Below are 17,342 nucleotides of genomic sequence, written 5' to 3'. Positions count from 1 at the left end.
ATTTTATACTTTTAATTTCAGCTTTTTAAGGCATAACGAATTCTTTTTGTTGATAATTTAACTTAGATAGACGACTAGTAGTTTACGTTAAATTACGTATGCACTGGTAGCTATTATAGCTTTATAATAATTTTTAAGTTGGAAATAAAATATTTGATTGAGTGGCGAAGCAAACAGCAAGCCCTCATCAATGATTGCCTGTGTTATAAAACATCATTTCCAATTAAATTTTTAAGTGCCTACTTACACTATAAAAATTATCACCAATCATGGTGATTTAACGAGCGCTTGCACTAAACCCGAATGGCGAATTATACAGATTGGAATCAGGCTTTAATTGATTATTTTATCAAAGGTACACCACACGGTACAAAAATTTATTTGAGCGTTGATGAAGATGTAATAGAACGTATTGGCTATCATTTTGGGCAATCATCTACAAGTGGTACTTGGGTTGATGACTTCTGCACAGCAGTCAAAAGAAAAGTCATCTTTGAGGGACAGGTTAATTTGCAGCATTTAAAAGGACGTGATTCGCAAGGATTACCCAAAGGAGTTGCTTTTTTATGCGCTACAATTTTAGCCGCTTCACAAATGGCTCAAGAAGAAAATACATCAGAAACTAATTATTTCAAACGCTTACGAGAGATTTTAGCCTTGCCTGGTTTTGCTCGTCCATTGGGGATGAAATTTGGTAATGAAGCTGAAGAACCCCTTTGGCGAGAGTGGAATCGTTGGCTAATGGAACATAGATTTTTACCTTCAGCAGAACGAGGTGGTGGTTCAGCTACCTATATTAATTATCCTATTTCTCAATCCCTACTGCGTCGCACTGATAAAGACAGATTGCGAAAACTATTCCAAGAAAAGAAATGGCAAGCAGAATGGGATGCCCAAACTTTGTTTGCTCATGTTCGCCAAGAAGCAGGGGGATTTGGCATCCATTTAAAAGAATTACTGACGGAAAAAAAGCAACGCCATGAGGCGATTGTGGAAGCTTTGCATCAAGTTTATGAACAGTGGAAAGCTCAAGGATGTCCTCCGGCAGACAAGAATAATTATTGCACTTGGAGTCGTCATCTTTTCTGTGGTTTATATCGCACTGAAGATCCATTTTTAAGACAGGTAGATTATTATCTTTACCCCAAGCAGCAACGGGGACGCAGGCTAGAATCAGTAGAATTTAAACAGGGAGATAATACTCACTCATTAAGAGAAGAACGCCCTGGATGGTATTTTCCTTTAGAGTATTCAGTCAGTCAGAAGCAGTTAGATAACGGTGCTAAATACCAAATTACTTCTCCAGATGATCTAAATTACCTAATTTTACCTGCCCGTGACTTTTGGATACTAATTCCCGATCCTGAAAATCCTGATTCTGGAGCTTATGCATCTTGGCAAGCCCCATCATTAGGTATTCAGTTTATTCTCCTGTGCAAACAAGAATTACTCAGTGATATTCAACGCTTGCAAGATGAGCATTTACTAAAGTCGAGTTGTATACCTCAGCCGATATTTAACAATTCTGGATGGGTAGAACTTCAACAGTGCATGGTTGTTTCTCAAGCTTGGGATGGAGTCTTCATCAAAAATCAAACTCTTAAGTATGCTTTGCAACCAAGTGTCAAATTATCAATCAGTTTCTCTGGCGGCTTGCGCGTACCAAAAATTGGCGCTTGGCTTGTGAATCATGGGCCACAAATTACTATTTTTGGCTTCTACCGTAACGCAGAATTAAAAGTAACTCGATTATCTGATAATCAGGTAATTGTTGATAGTTCACAAATAGCAAATACTTCTATAACGTTGAATTTTTGCCATCCTGGTGATTATCTAATAGAAGCTAATTTTGCAGGTGAATCGAGTCAACGTTTAGTCAGAATTGTAGATTGGGATGATCTTGCCATAGAAAAATATGTGCCTTGTGAAGTGTTCCAAATTGATTGTGCATATCATATTTGTGGCAGTGTAATAGAGCAAAAATTCTCAACGATTTAGAATCAACATGGTGCATTATGCCACAAGTCCAAAGATGGTATACAGGATTTTATTACCGGGGAAACCCACAAGACCTAATCAACCAAATTTCCGAACAAGTACAACGTCAAAATCTTAGTAAAATCATACCGCTTTTGCGAGTAGAAAAGGGAGCTAAACCTCGGAAAGAGTTTTGTTTCTTTCTCGCAATTGAAAATTGCCAAGTAGGTGAATTACCTACAGAATTACAAGCAAGTTTACTGAAGTTATCGTTTTTTCAACGTCCTATCACAGGGAATCGCGGCTTCACTTATGAAGAGATAAAACCTATGGTTGGTGTAGCTCATGATGTTCGTGATTATACCAGCCCTATCCCTTATGAACCTAGACAAAATCTCAGTGCTGAGAACCCCTTTGAATTAACAGAATTACACTCTATTAATCATTCTGATGCTGATTGGGTGAAATCTTCTCAAAATAGCGATCGCTTCCTATACTGGTTATCAACCCTCGGCAATGGTAGCTGGGAATCCTTTCAAAAAAGCTGCAATGCACTCCAACTTCAGGAACCTAAACGCATCTTACGACGGTTGCGCTTACTAGGACATATTGAGTCTTCACTAGACGGTTCCAGATGGTCGGCGGCTCCTTCAGCTATTGTAAAAATTAACTCGCAAAATTCAGAATTTATACTGTGTGGGCAACGCAATATCAGCTTACTAAAACAATTAGAACAACATGGTATTGTAGCATCTATTACTCCCCAACCCAGAGGGGAAGCACCACCCTGCATTCAACTGGCGGTGAATAACCCTGATGCGATCGCAAATAATTTTCCCATCATCAATGCGGGTGAAGTATCCACACGACTTGCTCAAATTCTACCTGATATCGCTACTTGGCAGCAAAATCTCAGGAATATGCCGGGAATTGTGCCGAGTCGGTGGGAATGGAAGCACTTTGACGGTGATGATTTTCAAATCTGCGGTATTCCTCACGAAACAGGGATGTATCAGATGTGTGATGAAAACCGAAATCTCCGCTACACCCTTTTTTACAACCAAAATACTAACACTTGGCATCAAGGCGATTGGTATGGTTTGCGCTTTCTAGCTTTGTATCATCATGGTGCATCTTGCCAAGTTCATTACAATGTTGCTACAAAGTGTTTGGCAATACCAGTAAAGCAGCGCTGGCCGGAACTATATGAACGTACTTTGGTGCTGGCATCTGGACAATTACCAACATATCAGGGCAACTGGCTACTGTATCAAAATGTGAGTGGGGAAGTTGCCTATCAGTTGAGTCAAAAGCTAAATGTTAAATATGAAGAGGCATTAATCTGTGCATGACGTAGTTGGAGCGTATCAAAGACTTAATCATATCTATCAGCTGTATATTAAAAGTGCCTTTCCACTACGTTATCGCTCTTTAGCCGCAGAACGCGATCGCCTTTTACAACAACCAGGTATTTTAAGCCAACCGCCTTTAATTGAACCAGTTCCGATTTACCCTTCATCTGGGAGAGACTTGCAAACTGCTGCCAAACAACTGCCTAGAAAGTACCATGATTTGGCACAACTGGGAAAAATGCTGTTTGAAGGGGGAATCGAACTTTATCAGCACCAGTGGGAAAGTTTAGAGTCAGTTTTAATCAACCAAAAAGATTTAGTTGTTACCACTGGTACAGGTTCCGGTAAAACTGAGTGCTTTTTATTGCCACTACTCGCCCATTTAGCCTGGGAATCTAGCACTTGGGAGGCAAGTCCGCCTCCACCGAGTAATTATTGCTGGTGGGATGTTCAGGGCGATAGCGAAGCGCTGCTGCTTTCAGCAGATCGCATCTCTCAGTGGAAACACGTTACTCGCCCCAAAGCTATGCGAGGCTTGATACTATATCCCCTCAACGCCTTAGTAGAAGACCAATTGCGACGACTCAGAAAAACCCTGGAAGCGCCAGAAATACACGATTGGCTGGATAAAGAACGCGGCACAAACCGGATCACCTTTGGGCGTTACACTGGACAAACCCCGATTCCGGGTGAACCAACACCTGATAAGATCAAACGACTGCGAAACGAATTAGATGAGTGTGCCAAGCAGCAACAAAATTTACTTCAGGCGAATTTATCTTTAAATCCCGATTTACCTTACTACTTTCCCCGACTTGATGGTGGCGAAATGTGGTCACGTTGGGATATGCAAGATACTCCACCAGATATTTTAATTACTAACTATTCAATGCTCAACATTATGATGATGCGGAGCATTGAAAACGATATTTTTGATATAACTCGTAACTGGCTGGCAGAACCAAATCATCCAGAACGGCAATTTTTCCTGATTATTGACGAATTACACGCCTATCGTGGCACTCCGGGGACGGAAGTCGCCTATATTTTACGCTTGCTTTTTTCTCGGCTGGGTTTAACACCAGATTCGCCAAAGCTGCGGATAGTCACGACTACAGCAAGTTTGGATGATAACCCAGAAGGAAGAAAATTCCTGCGCGAATTTTTTGGACGTGATGACAAACAGTTTGCTTTCATCACTGGACAACAACAACAGCCAAAAGCCAACGCGAGAAAATCTTTGGTTAAATATCAAAGTGCCTTTGCAGAGTTTGCCCAGTCAGTGCAGCCCGATCCATTACAGTCGATGACACAGCCAGATCCAACGGCAAATAGTGTGGCTATGTCTACCTTAGCTAGCAAGTTAGGATACTCCGAATCTGGAATCAGTGAAGAAAAGCAACTCGGTGAGGCTTTAGCAATTGTTGGGGCTGGTGAAGCTTTGCGCGATGCTTGTCAGGAAGTCGATCGCGTTGTTCGCCAAACTAATCAGCCGTCGGTTCGGGCGGCGAAAGTCAAAGATCCAAATAAACAAAAACAGCAAACAGATTTAGATAACGAACTTTTCCCCCATGCTGCGGCTAGTAGTTTGGTATCCGACTCCATGCGGGGACTACTGTTAGCATTGGGGATGTCCAAATTGAGTAATGGGCGATCGCCCCAACCTGTGCGCGGACATTTATTTTTCCACAACTTGCAAAGCTTATGGGCTTGCTGTAACCCAAGTTGTACCCAAGTTGATCAAATTCAGCGACAAAGCGATCAACCTGACTTTTCACAGAATCTAGAAAACCTCTCTCCAAACCTCTCTCCTGCAAGGAGAGAGGCTTTGAATTCTCCCCATTCCCTCGTAGGGAAGGGGGCTGGGGGGTTAGGTTTTCCAGATGACGTGAAAAGACAAAGCGATCCACCAACCATTGGTGCTATCCATGCTAACCATCGCCTCAGCTGCGGTTGTGGTTCCCGCGTTCTCGATTTAATTGTGTGCGAAGTCTGTGGCGATGTCTTTTTGGGAGGATACAAAAGTACTCGCAAGCTAATTAACCTAACAGTAGATATCCTCACGCCAGATCAGCCGAACTTAGAAGGTATACCCGATTTGGTTGTGATGAATCAACGTTACGGCAACTATCGAGTATTTTGGCCATTACCGGGAGAAACACCAGCCTGGACTACACAACCTCAAGTTTTAGAATGGACTGTTGATCGGATAAAACGCCAGTGGGTGAAAGCAAAGTTAGACAAACAAACAGGCGTACTTATCCAGAATGCCACACCACCGAAAACTGATGAGATTCCAGGGTGGCTGTATCAGGTAACGGGAGATGATTTAGATCAACCAGCACTACCAACAAAGTGTCCCCGATGTGATGCTGACTACGGTAGACGAGAGAAATTCCCCACACCTTTACGTATCCACCGCACCGGCTTTCAAAAGGCTTGTCAAGTTATTGCTAGTGGACTGTTACGAGAAATGCCAGCACCGTCTCAACAGGGATTAGGTAGTTCTCGCAAGTTGGTAATATTTTCCGATAGTCGCCAAGATGCAGCGAAACTGGCTGCGGGAATGGAACTCGACCATTACCGCGATATGGTGCGTTTGCTACTTATTCAGTCATTTTATCAATATTGGGATGACCTGATAGCCTTTTTGCGGATTACTAGTGCTAATAACCCAGCCAGTCTTGCGAAATTGCAGACTTTAAACGCTAATCTTTATAATGCTGTAGCCCAAGCAGCAGATGATATGACTCGGCGCGATCGCTTTGCTAATGCTAATCCTACCTTAGTTACAGAGGCGCTTTTCTGGGTGATGGGTTTACCCGCGAGTAATCAACAGGCGAGTAGTGCATGGCTTGGTTTACTCGAACGCTACCCCGAACGCATTCCTTTGTTGGAATTACGGCAAAAAGTTAGAGATGCTTTATTAGAGTGTGGTATTTGTCCCGGTGGTTCTAGTTTCCGCGCCTTGAATTATTCAATTGGACAAAATCAGGGTCAGCAACGGTATTCTTGGTTTGAATGCTACAACTGGTCTGGTAATTCGGTGACGAGAATTTTTCCAGCGACACAAACCCAGACTGACCATGCTACCCGACTGGAAGATATGCTCACTGCTGAACTGATGAATCCATTGTTTGATCACATGGTACGCACAATGGAGGGTTTCGGGCAAGGGTGGGTCAGCTATCAACCGCTAGAAAATACACCATCTAAGATCATTGAAGCGACTGACGCAGTAATTAGACAATTGGGCATCCGTCGCCGACACCAGTATTCTAAGTTTTTTTACCCTGGAACAGATCATAACTTACCTAGCTTTGCCCAAAAGTATATTGAGTCTACAGGTTTAAAACCTCAAGATATACAACAGCAATTACTCAACTCACAAGCTGGAATTGCCGCTAGTGGTAATTTGTCATTAGATCCAAATAAACTTTATTTAATGCTACCGTCGGCCAAAAATCAAGGATATCGGTGCGATCGCTGCAATGCTTTCTATCTGCATCCTGCTGCTGGTTTATGTCCTGAATGCAATACCCGTAATAACACCAACAAAAATCCTCAACAACTTGGTGCTGGAACCCCAACTGGCGACTTCGATTACTATACCTATCTTTCTTCGTCAGGTCAGCCGTTCCGTATGAACGCCGCCGAGTTGACTGGACAAACCGACCGAGATCAACGTACCAAACGCCAACGCTGGTTTCAAGATATTTTTATCAATAATGAAATCTCCCGCGTCCAAGGTATCGACCTTTTAAGCGTCACAACTACAATGGAGGCTGGGGTTGATATCGGTGCGCTGTTGGCAGTGATGATGGCAAATATGCCACCCCGTCGCTTCAACTATCAACAGCGAGTCGGTCGCGCGGGTAGACGTTCTGCTGGAGTTGCCTTAGCTGTTACCTTCTGTCGCGGTAGAAGCCACGATGATTTTTACTTCCAACGCCCGGAAAGTATTACAGGCGATCCGCCACCGCCGCCCTATGTTGATATGACAAGCGTTCCCATTTTTGAACGGGTTCTGATCAAAGAAGTTTTGCGCCAAGCCTTTAGCGATTTAGGTATTAGTGCTGCTAATGGAGGTGACAATGTACACGGGGAATTTGGTAATGTAATTGATTGGAACAATTACAAACCAGATATCCAAGATTGGTTGCATGATCCCAAGAATGAGCCAGCCATAATCACTATATTAGATAGCTTGCGAGTGCAGACAGCTTTACCCAACGCCAACAATGCCCAAATGTTGAATTTCCTGCGCGATGATTTAATCTCAGAAATTCAAACAGTTGTGGAAGACGATACTTACACCCAAGATAAATTGAGTGAACGTCTGGCAAATGCCGGGTTATTGCCGATGTTTGGCTTTCCGACACGGGTGCGATCGCTTTATACCCACTTTCCTACACGCACCGACCAATGGCCGCCAACAGAGGGAGTAGTTGATCGAAATCTAGATATTGCCCTAAGTCAATTTGCCCCTCGTTCCCAAACTGTCAAAGACAAAGCTGTGCATACAGCTTGTGGTGTAGTCGAGTTATATCCCCAAGGTAAGAACATAAAATCTAAACCAGGACTTGTGCCAGCACTCACCCAAGAAAATAAATCTTTGGGACTTTGTGGTAATTGTCAAGCGGTTATTTACCCATACAAATTGTTAAATAAACCACATCCGGGATATCAGGAACCGCCAAAAGATATCTGTCCAGTCTGCGGGGTGGATGCTTTGCGTTGTCTAGATGCTAGAGAACCCAAAGGATTTTTTACCGACTTGGTATCAGATGACTTTGATGGACAATTTGAGTGGCAACCGCGATCAACCAGACCATCTTTAAGTGTAAATGCTCAGGTCGGGAATATCCAGCGTACCCTTAACGCTTCCGTGTCTGCATTTAATGACCACATCATTTCTGTGAATGACAACGGTGGCGTTGGCGGATTTGACTTTCAAAATGCCTTAATTTATGGTAAGCCCAAACCCGGAGCTTACGCCGTTTCTCCAGATAACAAGAATAAGGTGACAACATCTGGTTCTGCCTATCGGGTGGCGTTGTTATCTCGGCGGAAGACAGATATTTTGTTGGTAAATATTGAAGAGTGGCCTACTGGTATTTTTGCAGACCCAACCACAGTTATAGGACGTGCTGGTTGGTATTCCTTTGCTTTTTGGTTGCGGGTAGCAGCCGCCACCCAATTAGATGTGGATGCAATGGAGTTGCAAGCTGGGTTCTGATCGCTAGAGCAAAATGGATCTGTGATCGGGCAGGCTTTTTTGTGCGATCATCTGGAAAATGGGGCAGGATATTGTCGGTTTCTGCAAAAGCCAAAAGAATTTAAAAAATTGATGAATTTGGCGAATCCCAATATTCTTAATAGCATTGCCAGCAAGTGGATAAATCAGCCACATGGAAACGCTTGTGATACATCATGCAACTTATGTTTGCGAGACTACCAGAACCTTGCTTATCACGGGTTATTAGACTGGCGACTGGCTTTAGATATGGCGCAATTAGTGTTATCAGCCTCATCTGCAATCGATCTCAAGTCCCCCAACGGCAGTATTTCAAATCCTTGGAGTGAACTATATCAAGGGATGAATGCACCAATTACCGCTACCCTTCAACGCCTTGGTTACGGCTTACCCACTCAGTTCGGAACTCTTACAGGTTACGTACACCAAAATCAGAACCGTCAGACAATCCTGATTTTACGCCATCCTCTGTGGCAAGACAACCATCCTGAGTGGATTGCATCAGAAGCAATCGCCAAAGCTCAAACACATTACCGCGACTATGAAGTGAAACCTGCTAACCCATTTCTGATTCTCCGTCGTCCAGGTGACTATGCATGAAGTTGCTTGATATCAAATATTACTTATTGATATTGTAAATATTTTAACTCTATAAAGTTTGCGAGTAAATTCGTTGATTGGGTTGACATAACTTGTGGCAGTAATAAAATCTACCTTAAGTTACACGAAAATTTCCTGAAAGTCAGGGAAATTAAGTTAGTTTCTAGTGAGAAATATCATAAGTACTCAATACTGATATCTCAGTATCTACCGGAGAGCGCTATTCCGGGTTAGGATGATGACTAGCAATGCTTTGATTTAGCTATCGATATTGAATTGTTGAAATTTTATGGACCATAGTCCACAAGATGGCAGTATCAACCTCCTCTGAGCTGTGGTGAGGAAGTCTCCCAGCGCGGGGGAGACTTAGGAGATATATCTCATGCTCACAGAAGATATTCGTGATTTGCTGACTGATACTACCGATTTAAACCAGTTGAAATGGGATTTAAATCGCTTACAACCTGTGGATGTGGGAGAATACATTACACAATTGCCTGAAAAACAACGCGCGATCGCATTCCGTTTACTCAACAAAGCTCAGGCAATTGATGTATTTGAATATCTGCCCACAGAGGTGCAGGAAGAACTAATTAATTCTCTGCATGATGTCCAGGTAGTGCAACTTGTAGAAGCGATGAGTCCCGACGAACGGGCAGAATTGTTTGATGAACTCCCTGCTGGAGTAATCAAACGGCTATTACAAGAACTGAGTCCAGAACAAAGACAAGCAACAGCAACAATTCTCGGCTATCCCGAAGGCACTGCTGGGCGGGTGATGACAACCGAATATGTCCGATTACGCCAAGGATTGACTGTAGGTGAAGCCCTAAGCAAAATCCGCCGTCAGGACGAAGACAAGGAGTCGATTTACTACGCCTACGTCACAGATGACAATCGGACGCTGGTGAGAGTAGTTTCACTGCGCCAGTTGTTGTTTACTTTTCCCGATGTTTTCATTAAAGATATTGCTAGCGATCGCGTCATCAAAGTTAGAACTGAAACCCCTCAAGAAGAAGTGGCGCGAATCATGCAGCGCTATGACTTAATCGCTATCCCCGTGGTTGACCGAGAAGACCGATTGGTGGGCATCGTCACCATTGATGATGTCATGGATATTTTGGAAGAGGAAGCCACAGAAGATATCCAAAAACTGGCGGGTGTCAGTGGTGATGAAGCCGCTTTATCCTCTCCCCTCCTCACTATCCGTAACCGCTTACCTTGGCTGTTGGGCATCATGGCAATGTATATTGGTGCAGCTAGTGCGATCGCGCCTTTTCAATCTGTAATTGCCGCAGTGCCAGTCTTAGCAGTAATCATGCCGATTTTTTCTAACACTGGTGGTACTGTTGGGATTCAATCATTAACGGTGACAATTCGTGGCTTGGGAGTGGGCGAGGTAACACCCAAAGATACTTTAAAAATTCTCCGCAAGGAACTTCTAGCTGGTTTAGGTACAGCCCTAGCTTTAGCCACAACGATGATCCTGCTTTCCTTAATTTGGGCGCGACCCCAAGAACGATGGGTGGCTTTAATTGCCGGAATGGTAATGGCAACTAATACAATTGTGGCTGTTACACTCGGCACTTTGCTGCCAATGGCTTTGACACGGCTGAAGCTTGACCCTGCTTTAGTTAGTGGCCCGTTAGTGACTACAATGCTAGATACAATTGGGTTTTTAACGTTCCTCAGCCTAATTTCTCTAGCTTTAAACGTTTTGCATTTACCAACGTAAAAGGATTGGGCATTGGGCATGGGGCACTTGTACTGAGCGAAGCCGAAGTATTGAGCATTGATTATTTCTCCCTTATCTCCCCCAATCCCCAATCCCCAGTCCCCAGTCCCCAAATATGCCTACTACTACCTGGAATCGTCATCACATTCTTTCCCTGGCTGACTTCACTACTACTGAATACGATACAGTTTTGCAAACTGCGGCCAGTTTTCAAGAGGTGCTATCACGGCGGACGAAGAAAGTACCAACCTTACAGGGACAAGTGGTGGCGAATTTATTTTTTGAATCGTCTACCCGCACCCGTAGCAGTTTTGAACTCGCGGCGAAACGGTTAAGCGCAGATACGCTGAATTTCGCCGCAGCCACATCTTCTATGACTAAGGGAGAAACAATTCTCGACACGGCGAAAACCTATTTGGCAATGGGAACTGATATTATGGTAGTCCGCCATCGAGAGGCAGGAGTACCAAATGCGATCGCGGCTGAAATGGATCGTCTAGGTGTAAAAGTTAGTGTCCTCAATGCTGGTGATGGTCAACATGAGCATCCTTCCCAAGCACTGCTAGATTTATTTACCATTTGTACTCTAATTGACCCAGCTAGTCCCCGACTAGAACTTTTAAAGGGGAAAAAGATTGCCATTGTTGGGGATATTTTGCATTCTCGTGTAGCGCGATCGAATATTTGGAGTTTAATTGCCAGTGGTGCCGAAGTGCATCTCGCAGCCCCACCCACCCTCTTACCTAAATTATTTGCCGAGTATATCTTGGAAGAGGCAGGAGTCAAGAATCAGCAGTTTATTATCTCTTCATCCCCCACTCCCGTTCGGCTTCGCTCACGGCAAGCCCACTCCCCACTCCCCACTCCCCAACTATTTCTACATTGGCAACTAGAACCAGCTTTGCAAAATGCCGATTTTGTCATGACTTTGCGCCTGCAAAAGGAACGTATGACGGCTCATTTACTGCCAAGTTTGCGAGAATATCATCAGCTATTTGGCATTACCCGTACAAAGTTACAACTTTGTAAACCTAACGTCAAAGTTTTGCATCCAGGCCCAGTTAACCGTGGTGTTGAAATTAGTTCTGAATTGATGGATGACCCAGAATTTAGTCTCATTCAATCGCAAGTTACCAGTGGTGTCGCCGTTCGTATGGCGCTGTTATATTTATTAGGTAGCGGCAAAGCTTAATAACAGGATAGACTCAAGCTACATCCTGGCAATACATTTTCACCCGATAGCAGTTTGGTGATGTCAGATAAGACTTATGCAAAAATTGTCTGAAACTCTTATTCCTTTGCGGTAGCCTGCGGAGTTATTGCTAACAATCTTTTAATATTAGTCCCATCGGACTAGCTTACCGAAGAATACCTATTCTCATAGAAATTATGTATTACTCCGATCGCATGAGTACAGAATTCTCTAATCTTGGCACACTGGTATCGTAGAAGTTCAAAAATTTAATGACTTCTAGAAGTGTCGGAGGTAAATATGAAACGAATTTTTTTGACGGCAGCAGCCTTACTCAGCACGCTATCTCTAGCTGCTCCCCTTTCCGTCAAAGCAGAAAACTCCGCCCCTGTCCGGCGCTTGCTGGAAACTAGAGAATGTTCTGGATGTAATTTAACAGGAGCCAACCTCAAAGGCGCTCACCTGATAGGTGTTGACCTCAGAAATGCAAATTTAAAAGGGGCTAATCTCGAAGGTGCTAACTTAGAAGGTGCTGATTTAACTGGTGCAAATTTGAAGTCTGCTAATCTCACAAAAGCATTCGTCAGCGATACTACCTTAAATAACGCTAATCTTACCAACGTTAATTTGAGTAATTCGCGTTTATATAATAGTGACGTAGATGGCGCTGTTATGGCTAATATTGATTTAAGCGGTGCTGATGTATTTAATACTGCCATTAGCATTGGTGGTGAATACTAATGGTGAGTAATGACTTCAAAGTGATGAGTTAAGAGTTATATTCAACTCCTAACTCTCTACTTTTTAACTTTTACTCACCAGTAATCGACAGTTCATTAACCCAGATTTTCGGGCAAACTCCCCCTGGCGTTAACTCTGCCTCTTTTTCTACATAAATAATTGACTTCAGGACTTCCAAGAAATCGCCAGCAACAGTTGCTGACTCAATACTCGTCCTCACACCCTTGTTAACTAGCCAACCATCAAACGGTAAAGAAAACGAACCTTGCAAAGCTTTCACTCCAGCATGGAGAGCTTGTAAATCATCGATAAAAATCACATTTTCAGCAGTTTCTAAGCTAAACTCCTGGTCAGGAGTTGCTGTTGAAAAAACGTGATAAAAATTGGGACTAACACTAACTTTTGCACCAATACTGGCATTACCTGTTGGCTGGGTATTGAACCTTTTGGCAGTGCCTGCACTGTGGAGAAAACTTGTTAAAACACCATTTTCAATCAGCGAAACCTGACGAGTAGGAGTTCCTTCACCATCAAAACTTTCTGCGCCTACGTTAGCTGGGTGAAGTGCATCATCAAAAACTGAAAGCAGAGGAGAAGCAATTTGCTTACCTAAATCATCAGCAGTAGATAAGCTTTGGTTGTCCAAAATACTTTGAGCGTTGAATAAGTTAGAAAAACCACCTAACAGACTTAAGAAAGCTTCCGGTGAAAAAACAACCCGATATTTACCAGTTTTAATTTTTTCATAGTTTAAGTGACTGATAGTTTTATCTGCGGTTTCTTTGATGCAACCATTGATGTCTAGATTATCTAAACTATGGTTGATTCTAAAAGCACCTGCACTGCGAGGTTTTTTTCCTTCTTCCTCAGTTTTGCTGTAAAGATAAACTGATGCTAAGGAGTGAGATTCAGTTCTCACGGCACCGTCACTATTGAGATAAAACCTGTCAATATCTCTTTGCGATAACCCATTATAAGGCACACCTTTAATTGCTGGATGAGCTGCTAGTAGTTCTTTTTCAGCTACCAACAATCTTTCTATGAGTTCAGCAACAGGTGCTTGGGGTGTCTTATCTAGAGGTTTATTTTCAATAGGAGCAGTAGCTTCTGGACTAAAATCAGGAACATTTTCTTTAACACCAAAGAAACTGGCTTCGTAGGCAGTTTTCAAAGCTAATTCCAGTCCTTTGGGGTCTACATCTGTGGTGCTGGTGACACCCATTGTATTATCTTCATTCCAGACACGAACAGTAACACCAGAGCGGTTTGAAGCTTTGACTTGTTTTGGCTCACCTTGGTCTACTTGCACGCTAGTATCATCTACTGTTGAGCCATAAATGTCGAATTTATTAATACCAAGCTTCTCAGCATTATCCTTGGCAGAATTTGCAATTTCATTGATATTTGGCATAGTCAATTTTGGATTTTGAATTTTAGATTTGAAGCAATTTTATTTTGGATATTAGATTTTGGATTTTGGATGTTAAGCTTTTCCACATAAAATTTGCTTGTATTTCTTGGGCGGGCGAGACGCCCACCCTACAACTGAGTATTATGCTAGATGTGGTTTAGCTTATGACTTATATTTGTCTCATAGCTTTTTATTGACACAATATCCTGATCATTCACAATCCAAAATCTCAAATCCAAAATTATTATCGTCCACCGACGGTAATAGAATCAACCTTGATGTGGGGTTGTCCTACTGTGGTGTAAATACTGCCACTGACGGAACCACAAAAACCTGGTGCAATTTCCAAATCTTGGGAACACATGGAAATTTTGTTCATAATTTCCTTGGCTTCACCAATTAGAATTGCTCCCTTTAGCGGTTTGGTGATTTTGCCATTTTCAATCAAATAAGCTTCATCAACACTAAAGTTAAATTGGCCTGTAGCACCAACGCTTCCGCCACCCATCTTTTTACAGTAAATACCTTTATCAACAGAGGTAAATAAATCATCAATGCTATATTCGCCAGAATCAATATAAGTATTACGCATCCGGCTAGCAGCAGCAAAGGTATAATTTTGGCGGCGTCCACTTCCAGTTCTGGGGTGTCCGGTGCGTGCAGAACCTGTTCTATCTGCTAAGAAGTTTTTAAGAACGCCTTTTTCAATTAATAGGGTTCTTTGAGCAGGCATACCTTCATCGTCCATATCAATTGTCCCGAAGGCATTTTCAGACCGCCCTTCATCCCAGGCTGTCAAACTTTCGTGGGCAATTTTTTCGCCTTTTTTGTCAGCAAAGGGAGTGGTATTGCGTTCAATTTGGGTGGTTTCTAGCAGGTGTCCGCAAGCTTCGTGGAAGATTACGCCGCCAAAGTGATTGGCCATAATAATCGGGTAAGTACCTGATTCTACGTAATCGGCGTAGAGCATTTTGCCAGCAGATTCTGCTATTTTTTCGGCGGCTTGTTGAGAATCCCAAGTCCTCAAGAAGTTGGCATCGCTGGTGTTACCAGCGCGTTCACCGATGGAAGCACGATTAGCACCATCAGCACACAACAGGTTAAATCCTACCGACTGGGTAAGGCGAATGTCACGGGCAAAAGTACCGTCACTAGCGGCGATTAAGACTTCTTGCCAATCACGGAAATAGGTAGCACGGCGCGATTGGACGTGGCTAGCTTTTTGCTTCAGGTGGCCAGTACCATCAAGAAGGACTTCTCCCATTTCTCGGATGGAGCTACACACTGGTAGCCAGGCATCTTTACCTCTTTTGGTGGCGTAATCTCTCAATAATTCCAGATTGATTTCTGGGATAAAAGATTTAGGAGTTGGTAGTTGCAATCCCAGGATAGAAAGACCTTTTTCTAAAGCTGCTTTCAAACCTGAAAAAGAAAGGTCATTGGTGCTGACGTAGCAATCGGCTTTGCCACGAAATACTCTGACTCCCGCGCCTGTAGACAGACTGGGTGAAATACTAGTTATGGAGTCATCTTCTGCAAGACAACTAATATAGTTGCGACGTTCTAAAAATAATTCGATGAAGTCAGCACCTGCGGCGCGTCCTAGTCCCAGGAGGGTAGCCAGGGGGGCTTCCCAGGTTTCATCGAAACGCTCTGGTGTGGAGGAATATTGTAGAGTAGGAAGTTGATTCGAGAGAAGTAGCGTACTTGTAAGCATGGGTAGCCTCGTCTGCTGGCGTAGTTCAGAGATTTGACTGAAAAATCTTGGTGTGTTTAGTCTAACAAATCAGTGAAAGCCAGAGTCGGCAATTAAGTAGTAGGGGTTTCCTCACCTGGGAAACTTACTTTCCCCTCCGTCAGGGAAATATTGTAAGTAACGCCCTTTGGAGAGCGATCGCTATCATCTAGATTCAAGATAGAATACAGTTTCATTTTGCGACAATAGGGGTAAAAGTTCCACAGCATTGCTAATACCCGCCGGGACTGTTTTACCTAGAAAAGGAATATAACAAATGAGTTCGTATGCTTTTTGGAACAACAAAGGTGGCGTGGGAAAGAGCTTTCTTTGCTTTGTGGCTGCTGCTGAATATGCTCACCGTCACCCCGATACAGATGTTTATGTAATTGACTTGTGTCCCCAAGCCAATGTCTCAGAAACCATACTAGGGGGATATCTTAATAGTCCAAAAGCACTACATTCTTTGAGCAGTAAAACACCGCGCTCGACTGTGGCTGGCTACCTGGAAGCACGTCTTAATTCTCCCTTCCGAATGATTACCGATGTATCTCCTTATGTGTGTGAACCAAGAGAATTTAATCCCCAAATACCAGAAAATTTGAAACTCGTATGTGGGGACAATCTTCTCGAAATAATTTCTGAAGCAATTAGGCAAACCTCTCAACTGTCCATACCAAATGATGCTTGGAAACAGGTGCTTAATTGGATTCGAGATTTAACAGTTTCTCTGCGTATATCTAGTGGTGAGAGAGATACTGTGTTTTTAATTGACTGTAGCCCTAGTTTCGCTATTTATACACAGCTTGGTCTGGTTGCAGCAGAGGGTGTTGTTATCCCATTTACTGCGGAAGAAAGTTCACTTCATGCGATTGAAAATGTAGTTGCACTTTTATATGGCATAACTGATATCAATACTGCACCCTATGCAAAAATTAGCTTTGCTAAACGTGCAAAAGAAGAAGGCATATCCGTGCCAAAATTATATGCATTTGTTCTTAATCGGGTGACAATGTACGCAGGTAGAACCGCTTCTGCATCCATAGCTATAAACAAAATGATTCAGAAAACTATGGATGATATACATCAGAAAAATCGTCATATTTTTGCTAATCCCAAAGACTTACCGAGTAATAGTTTTCTTGAAATTCCCAGTAAGAGTATAATTGAAATTCCTGCTTTTCACACTGTTGCTATGGTTGTTGCGACAACTGGCACCCCTTTACATAAACTCAAACCAGGTATCAAAAAAATTGGTGAACAGCAAGTGCAATTAAATTCAGAGCCATTACAGAGGTATCGAGATGCACTTGAAGAGTTTGTGAATTGTCTCTAAGAGCAT

10 protein-coding genes are annotated in these 17,342 nt (G+C 42.9%); 8 read left to right on the top strand and 2 right to left on the bottom strand.

What is annotated here, in order from left to right:
* Positions 1–303 precede the first annotated feature (303 nt).
* The 7 genes from LC653_RS07605 (at position 304) to LC653_RS07575 (ending at position 12,854) form a co-directional block, all read left to right on the top strand.
* The gene (locus tag LC653_RS07605) at positions 304–1,998 is read left to right on the top strand and encodes a hypothetical protein (protein ID WP_229493832.1); all 1,695 of its coding nucleotides are present in this window, start codon (positions 304–306) and stop codon (positions 1,996–1,998) included.
* Between the two features lie 17 nt (positions 1,999–2,015).
* Complete coding sequence (locus tag LC653_RS07600; protein ID WP_229493831.1) at positions 2,016–3,329, top strand: hypothetical protein; 1,314 nt, start codon at positions 2,016–2,018, stop codon at positions 3,327–3,329.
* Positions 3,322–8,568 (top strand): DEAD/DEAH box helicase, encoded by a 5,247-nt coding sequence (locus LC653_RS07595; RefSeq protein WP_229493829.1) that lies wholly within the window; start codon positions 3,322–3,324, stop codon positions 8,566–8,568. The genes LC653_RS07600 and LC653_RS07595 overlap by 8 nt, the downstream gene beginning before the upstream one ends.
* Before the next feature lie 21 nt (positions 8,569–8,589).
* A complete protein-coding gene (locus tag LC653_RS07590) occupies positions 8,590–9,186 on the top strand; it encodes a hypothetical protein (RefSeq protein ID WP_229493827.1) in 597 nt (198 codons plus the stop codon).
* Positions 9,187–9,568: 382 nt separating this feature from the next.
* Positions 9,569–10,921, top strand: coding sequence for a magnesium transporter (gene mgtE / locus LC653_RS07585; protein WP_229493825.1), 1,353 nt, complete (start codon positions 9,569–9,571; stop codon positions 10,919–10,921).
* Between the two features lie 115 nt (positions 10,922–11,036).
* A complete protein-coding gene (locus LC653_RS07580; RefSeq protein WP_229493823.1) occupies positions 11,037–12,113 on the top strand; it encodes an aspartate carbamoyltransferase catalytic subunit in 1,077 nt (358 codons plus the stop codon).
* A gap of 300 nt (positions 12,114–12,413) precedes the next feature.
* Positions 12,414–12,854, top strand: coding sequence for a pentapeptide repeat-containing protein (locus LC653_RS07575; protein ID WP_229493821.1), 441 nt, complete (start codon positions 12,414–12,416; stop codon positions 12,852–12,854).
* Between the two features lie 70 nt (positions 12,855–12,924).
* Here the strand turns inward: LC653_RS07575 and LC653_RS07570 are convergent, their stop codons facing one another.
* Positions 12,925–14,265 carry a TldD/PmbA family protein gene (locus tag LC653_RS07570; protein ID WP_229493820.1) on the bottom strand — a complete coding sequence of 447 codons (1,341 nt, stop codon included), beginning with the start codon at positions 14,263–14,265 and terminating at the stop codon, positions 12,925–12,927.
* 244 nt (positions 14,266–14,509) lie between these two features.
* Positions 14,510–15,982: a TldD/PmbA family protein gene (locus LC653_RS07565; protein ID WP_229493819.1), complete on the bottom strand. Its 1,473-nt coding sequence runs from the start codon at positions 15,980–15,982 to the stop codon at positions 14,510–14,512.
* Between the two features lie 295 nt (positions 15,983–16,277).
* On the opposite strand from LC653_RS07565, the gene LC653_RS07560 reads away from it, so the two are divergent.
* Positions 16,278–17,336 carry a ParA family protein gene (locus tag LC653_RS07560; RefSeq protein WP_229493817.1) on the top strand — a complete coding sequence of 353 codons (1,059 nt, stop codon included), beginning with the start codon at positions 16,278–16,280 and terminating at the stop codon, positions 17,334–17,336.
* Positions 17,337–17,342 lie beyond the last annotated feature (6 nt).

Source organism: Nostoc mirabile CHAB5784 (assembly GCF_020829645.1).
Taxonomy (GTDB): domain Bacteria; phylum Cyanobacteriota; class Cyanobacteriia; order Cyanobacteriales; family Nostocaceae; genus Nostoc; species Nostoc mirabile.
The sequence above is the reverse complement of the archived record's forward strand: the minus strand, read 5'-3'. Positions and strand labels throughout refer to the sequence as shown.

Bases quoted from the DNA above. Each gene is read 5' to 3' on its own strand.
- mgtE (WP_229493825.1), top strand. From the start codon at position 9,569: ATGCTCACAGAAGATATTCGTGATTTGCTGACTGATACTACCGATTTA.
- LC653_RS07560 (WP_229493817.1), top strand. From the start codon at position 16,278: ATGAGTTCGTATGCTTTTTGGAACAACAAAGGTGGCGTGGGAAAGAGC.
- LC653_RS07575 (WP_229493821.1), top strand. From the start codon at position 12,414: ATGAAACGAATTTTTTTGACGGCAGCAGCCTTACTCAGCACGCTATCT.
- LC653_RS07600 (WP_229493831.1), top strand. From the start codon at position 2,016: ATGCCACAAGTCCAAAGATGGTATACAGGATTTTATTACCGGGGAAAC.
- LC653_RS07605 (WP_229493832.1), top strand. From the start codon at position 304: ATGGCGAATTATACAGATTGGAATCAGGCTTTAATTGATTATTTTATC.
- LC653_RS07570 (WP_229493820.1), bottom strand. From the start codon at position 14,265: ATGCCAAATATCAATGAAATTGCAAATTCTGCCAAGGATAATGCTGAG.
- LC653_RS07565 (WP_229493819.1), bottom strand. From the start codon at position 15,982: ATGCTTACAAGTACGCTACTTCTCTCGAATCAACTTCCTACTCTACAA.
- LC653_RS07580 (WP_229493823.1), top strand. From the start codon at position 11,037: ATGCCTACTACTACCTGGAATCGTCATCACATTCTTTCCCTGGCTGAC.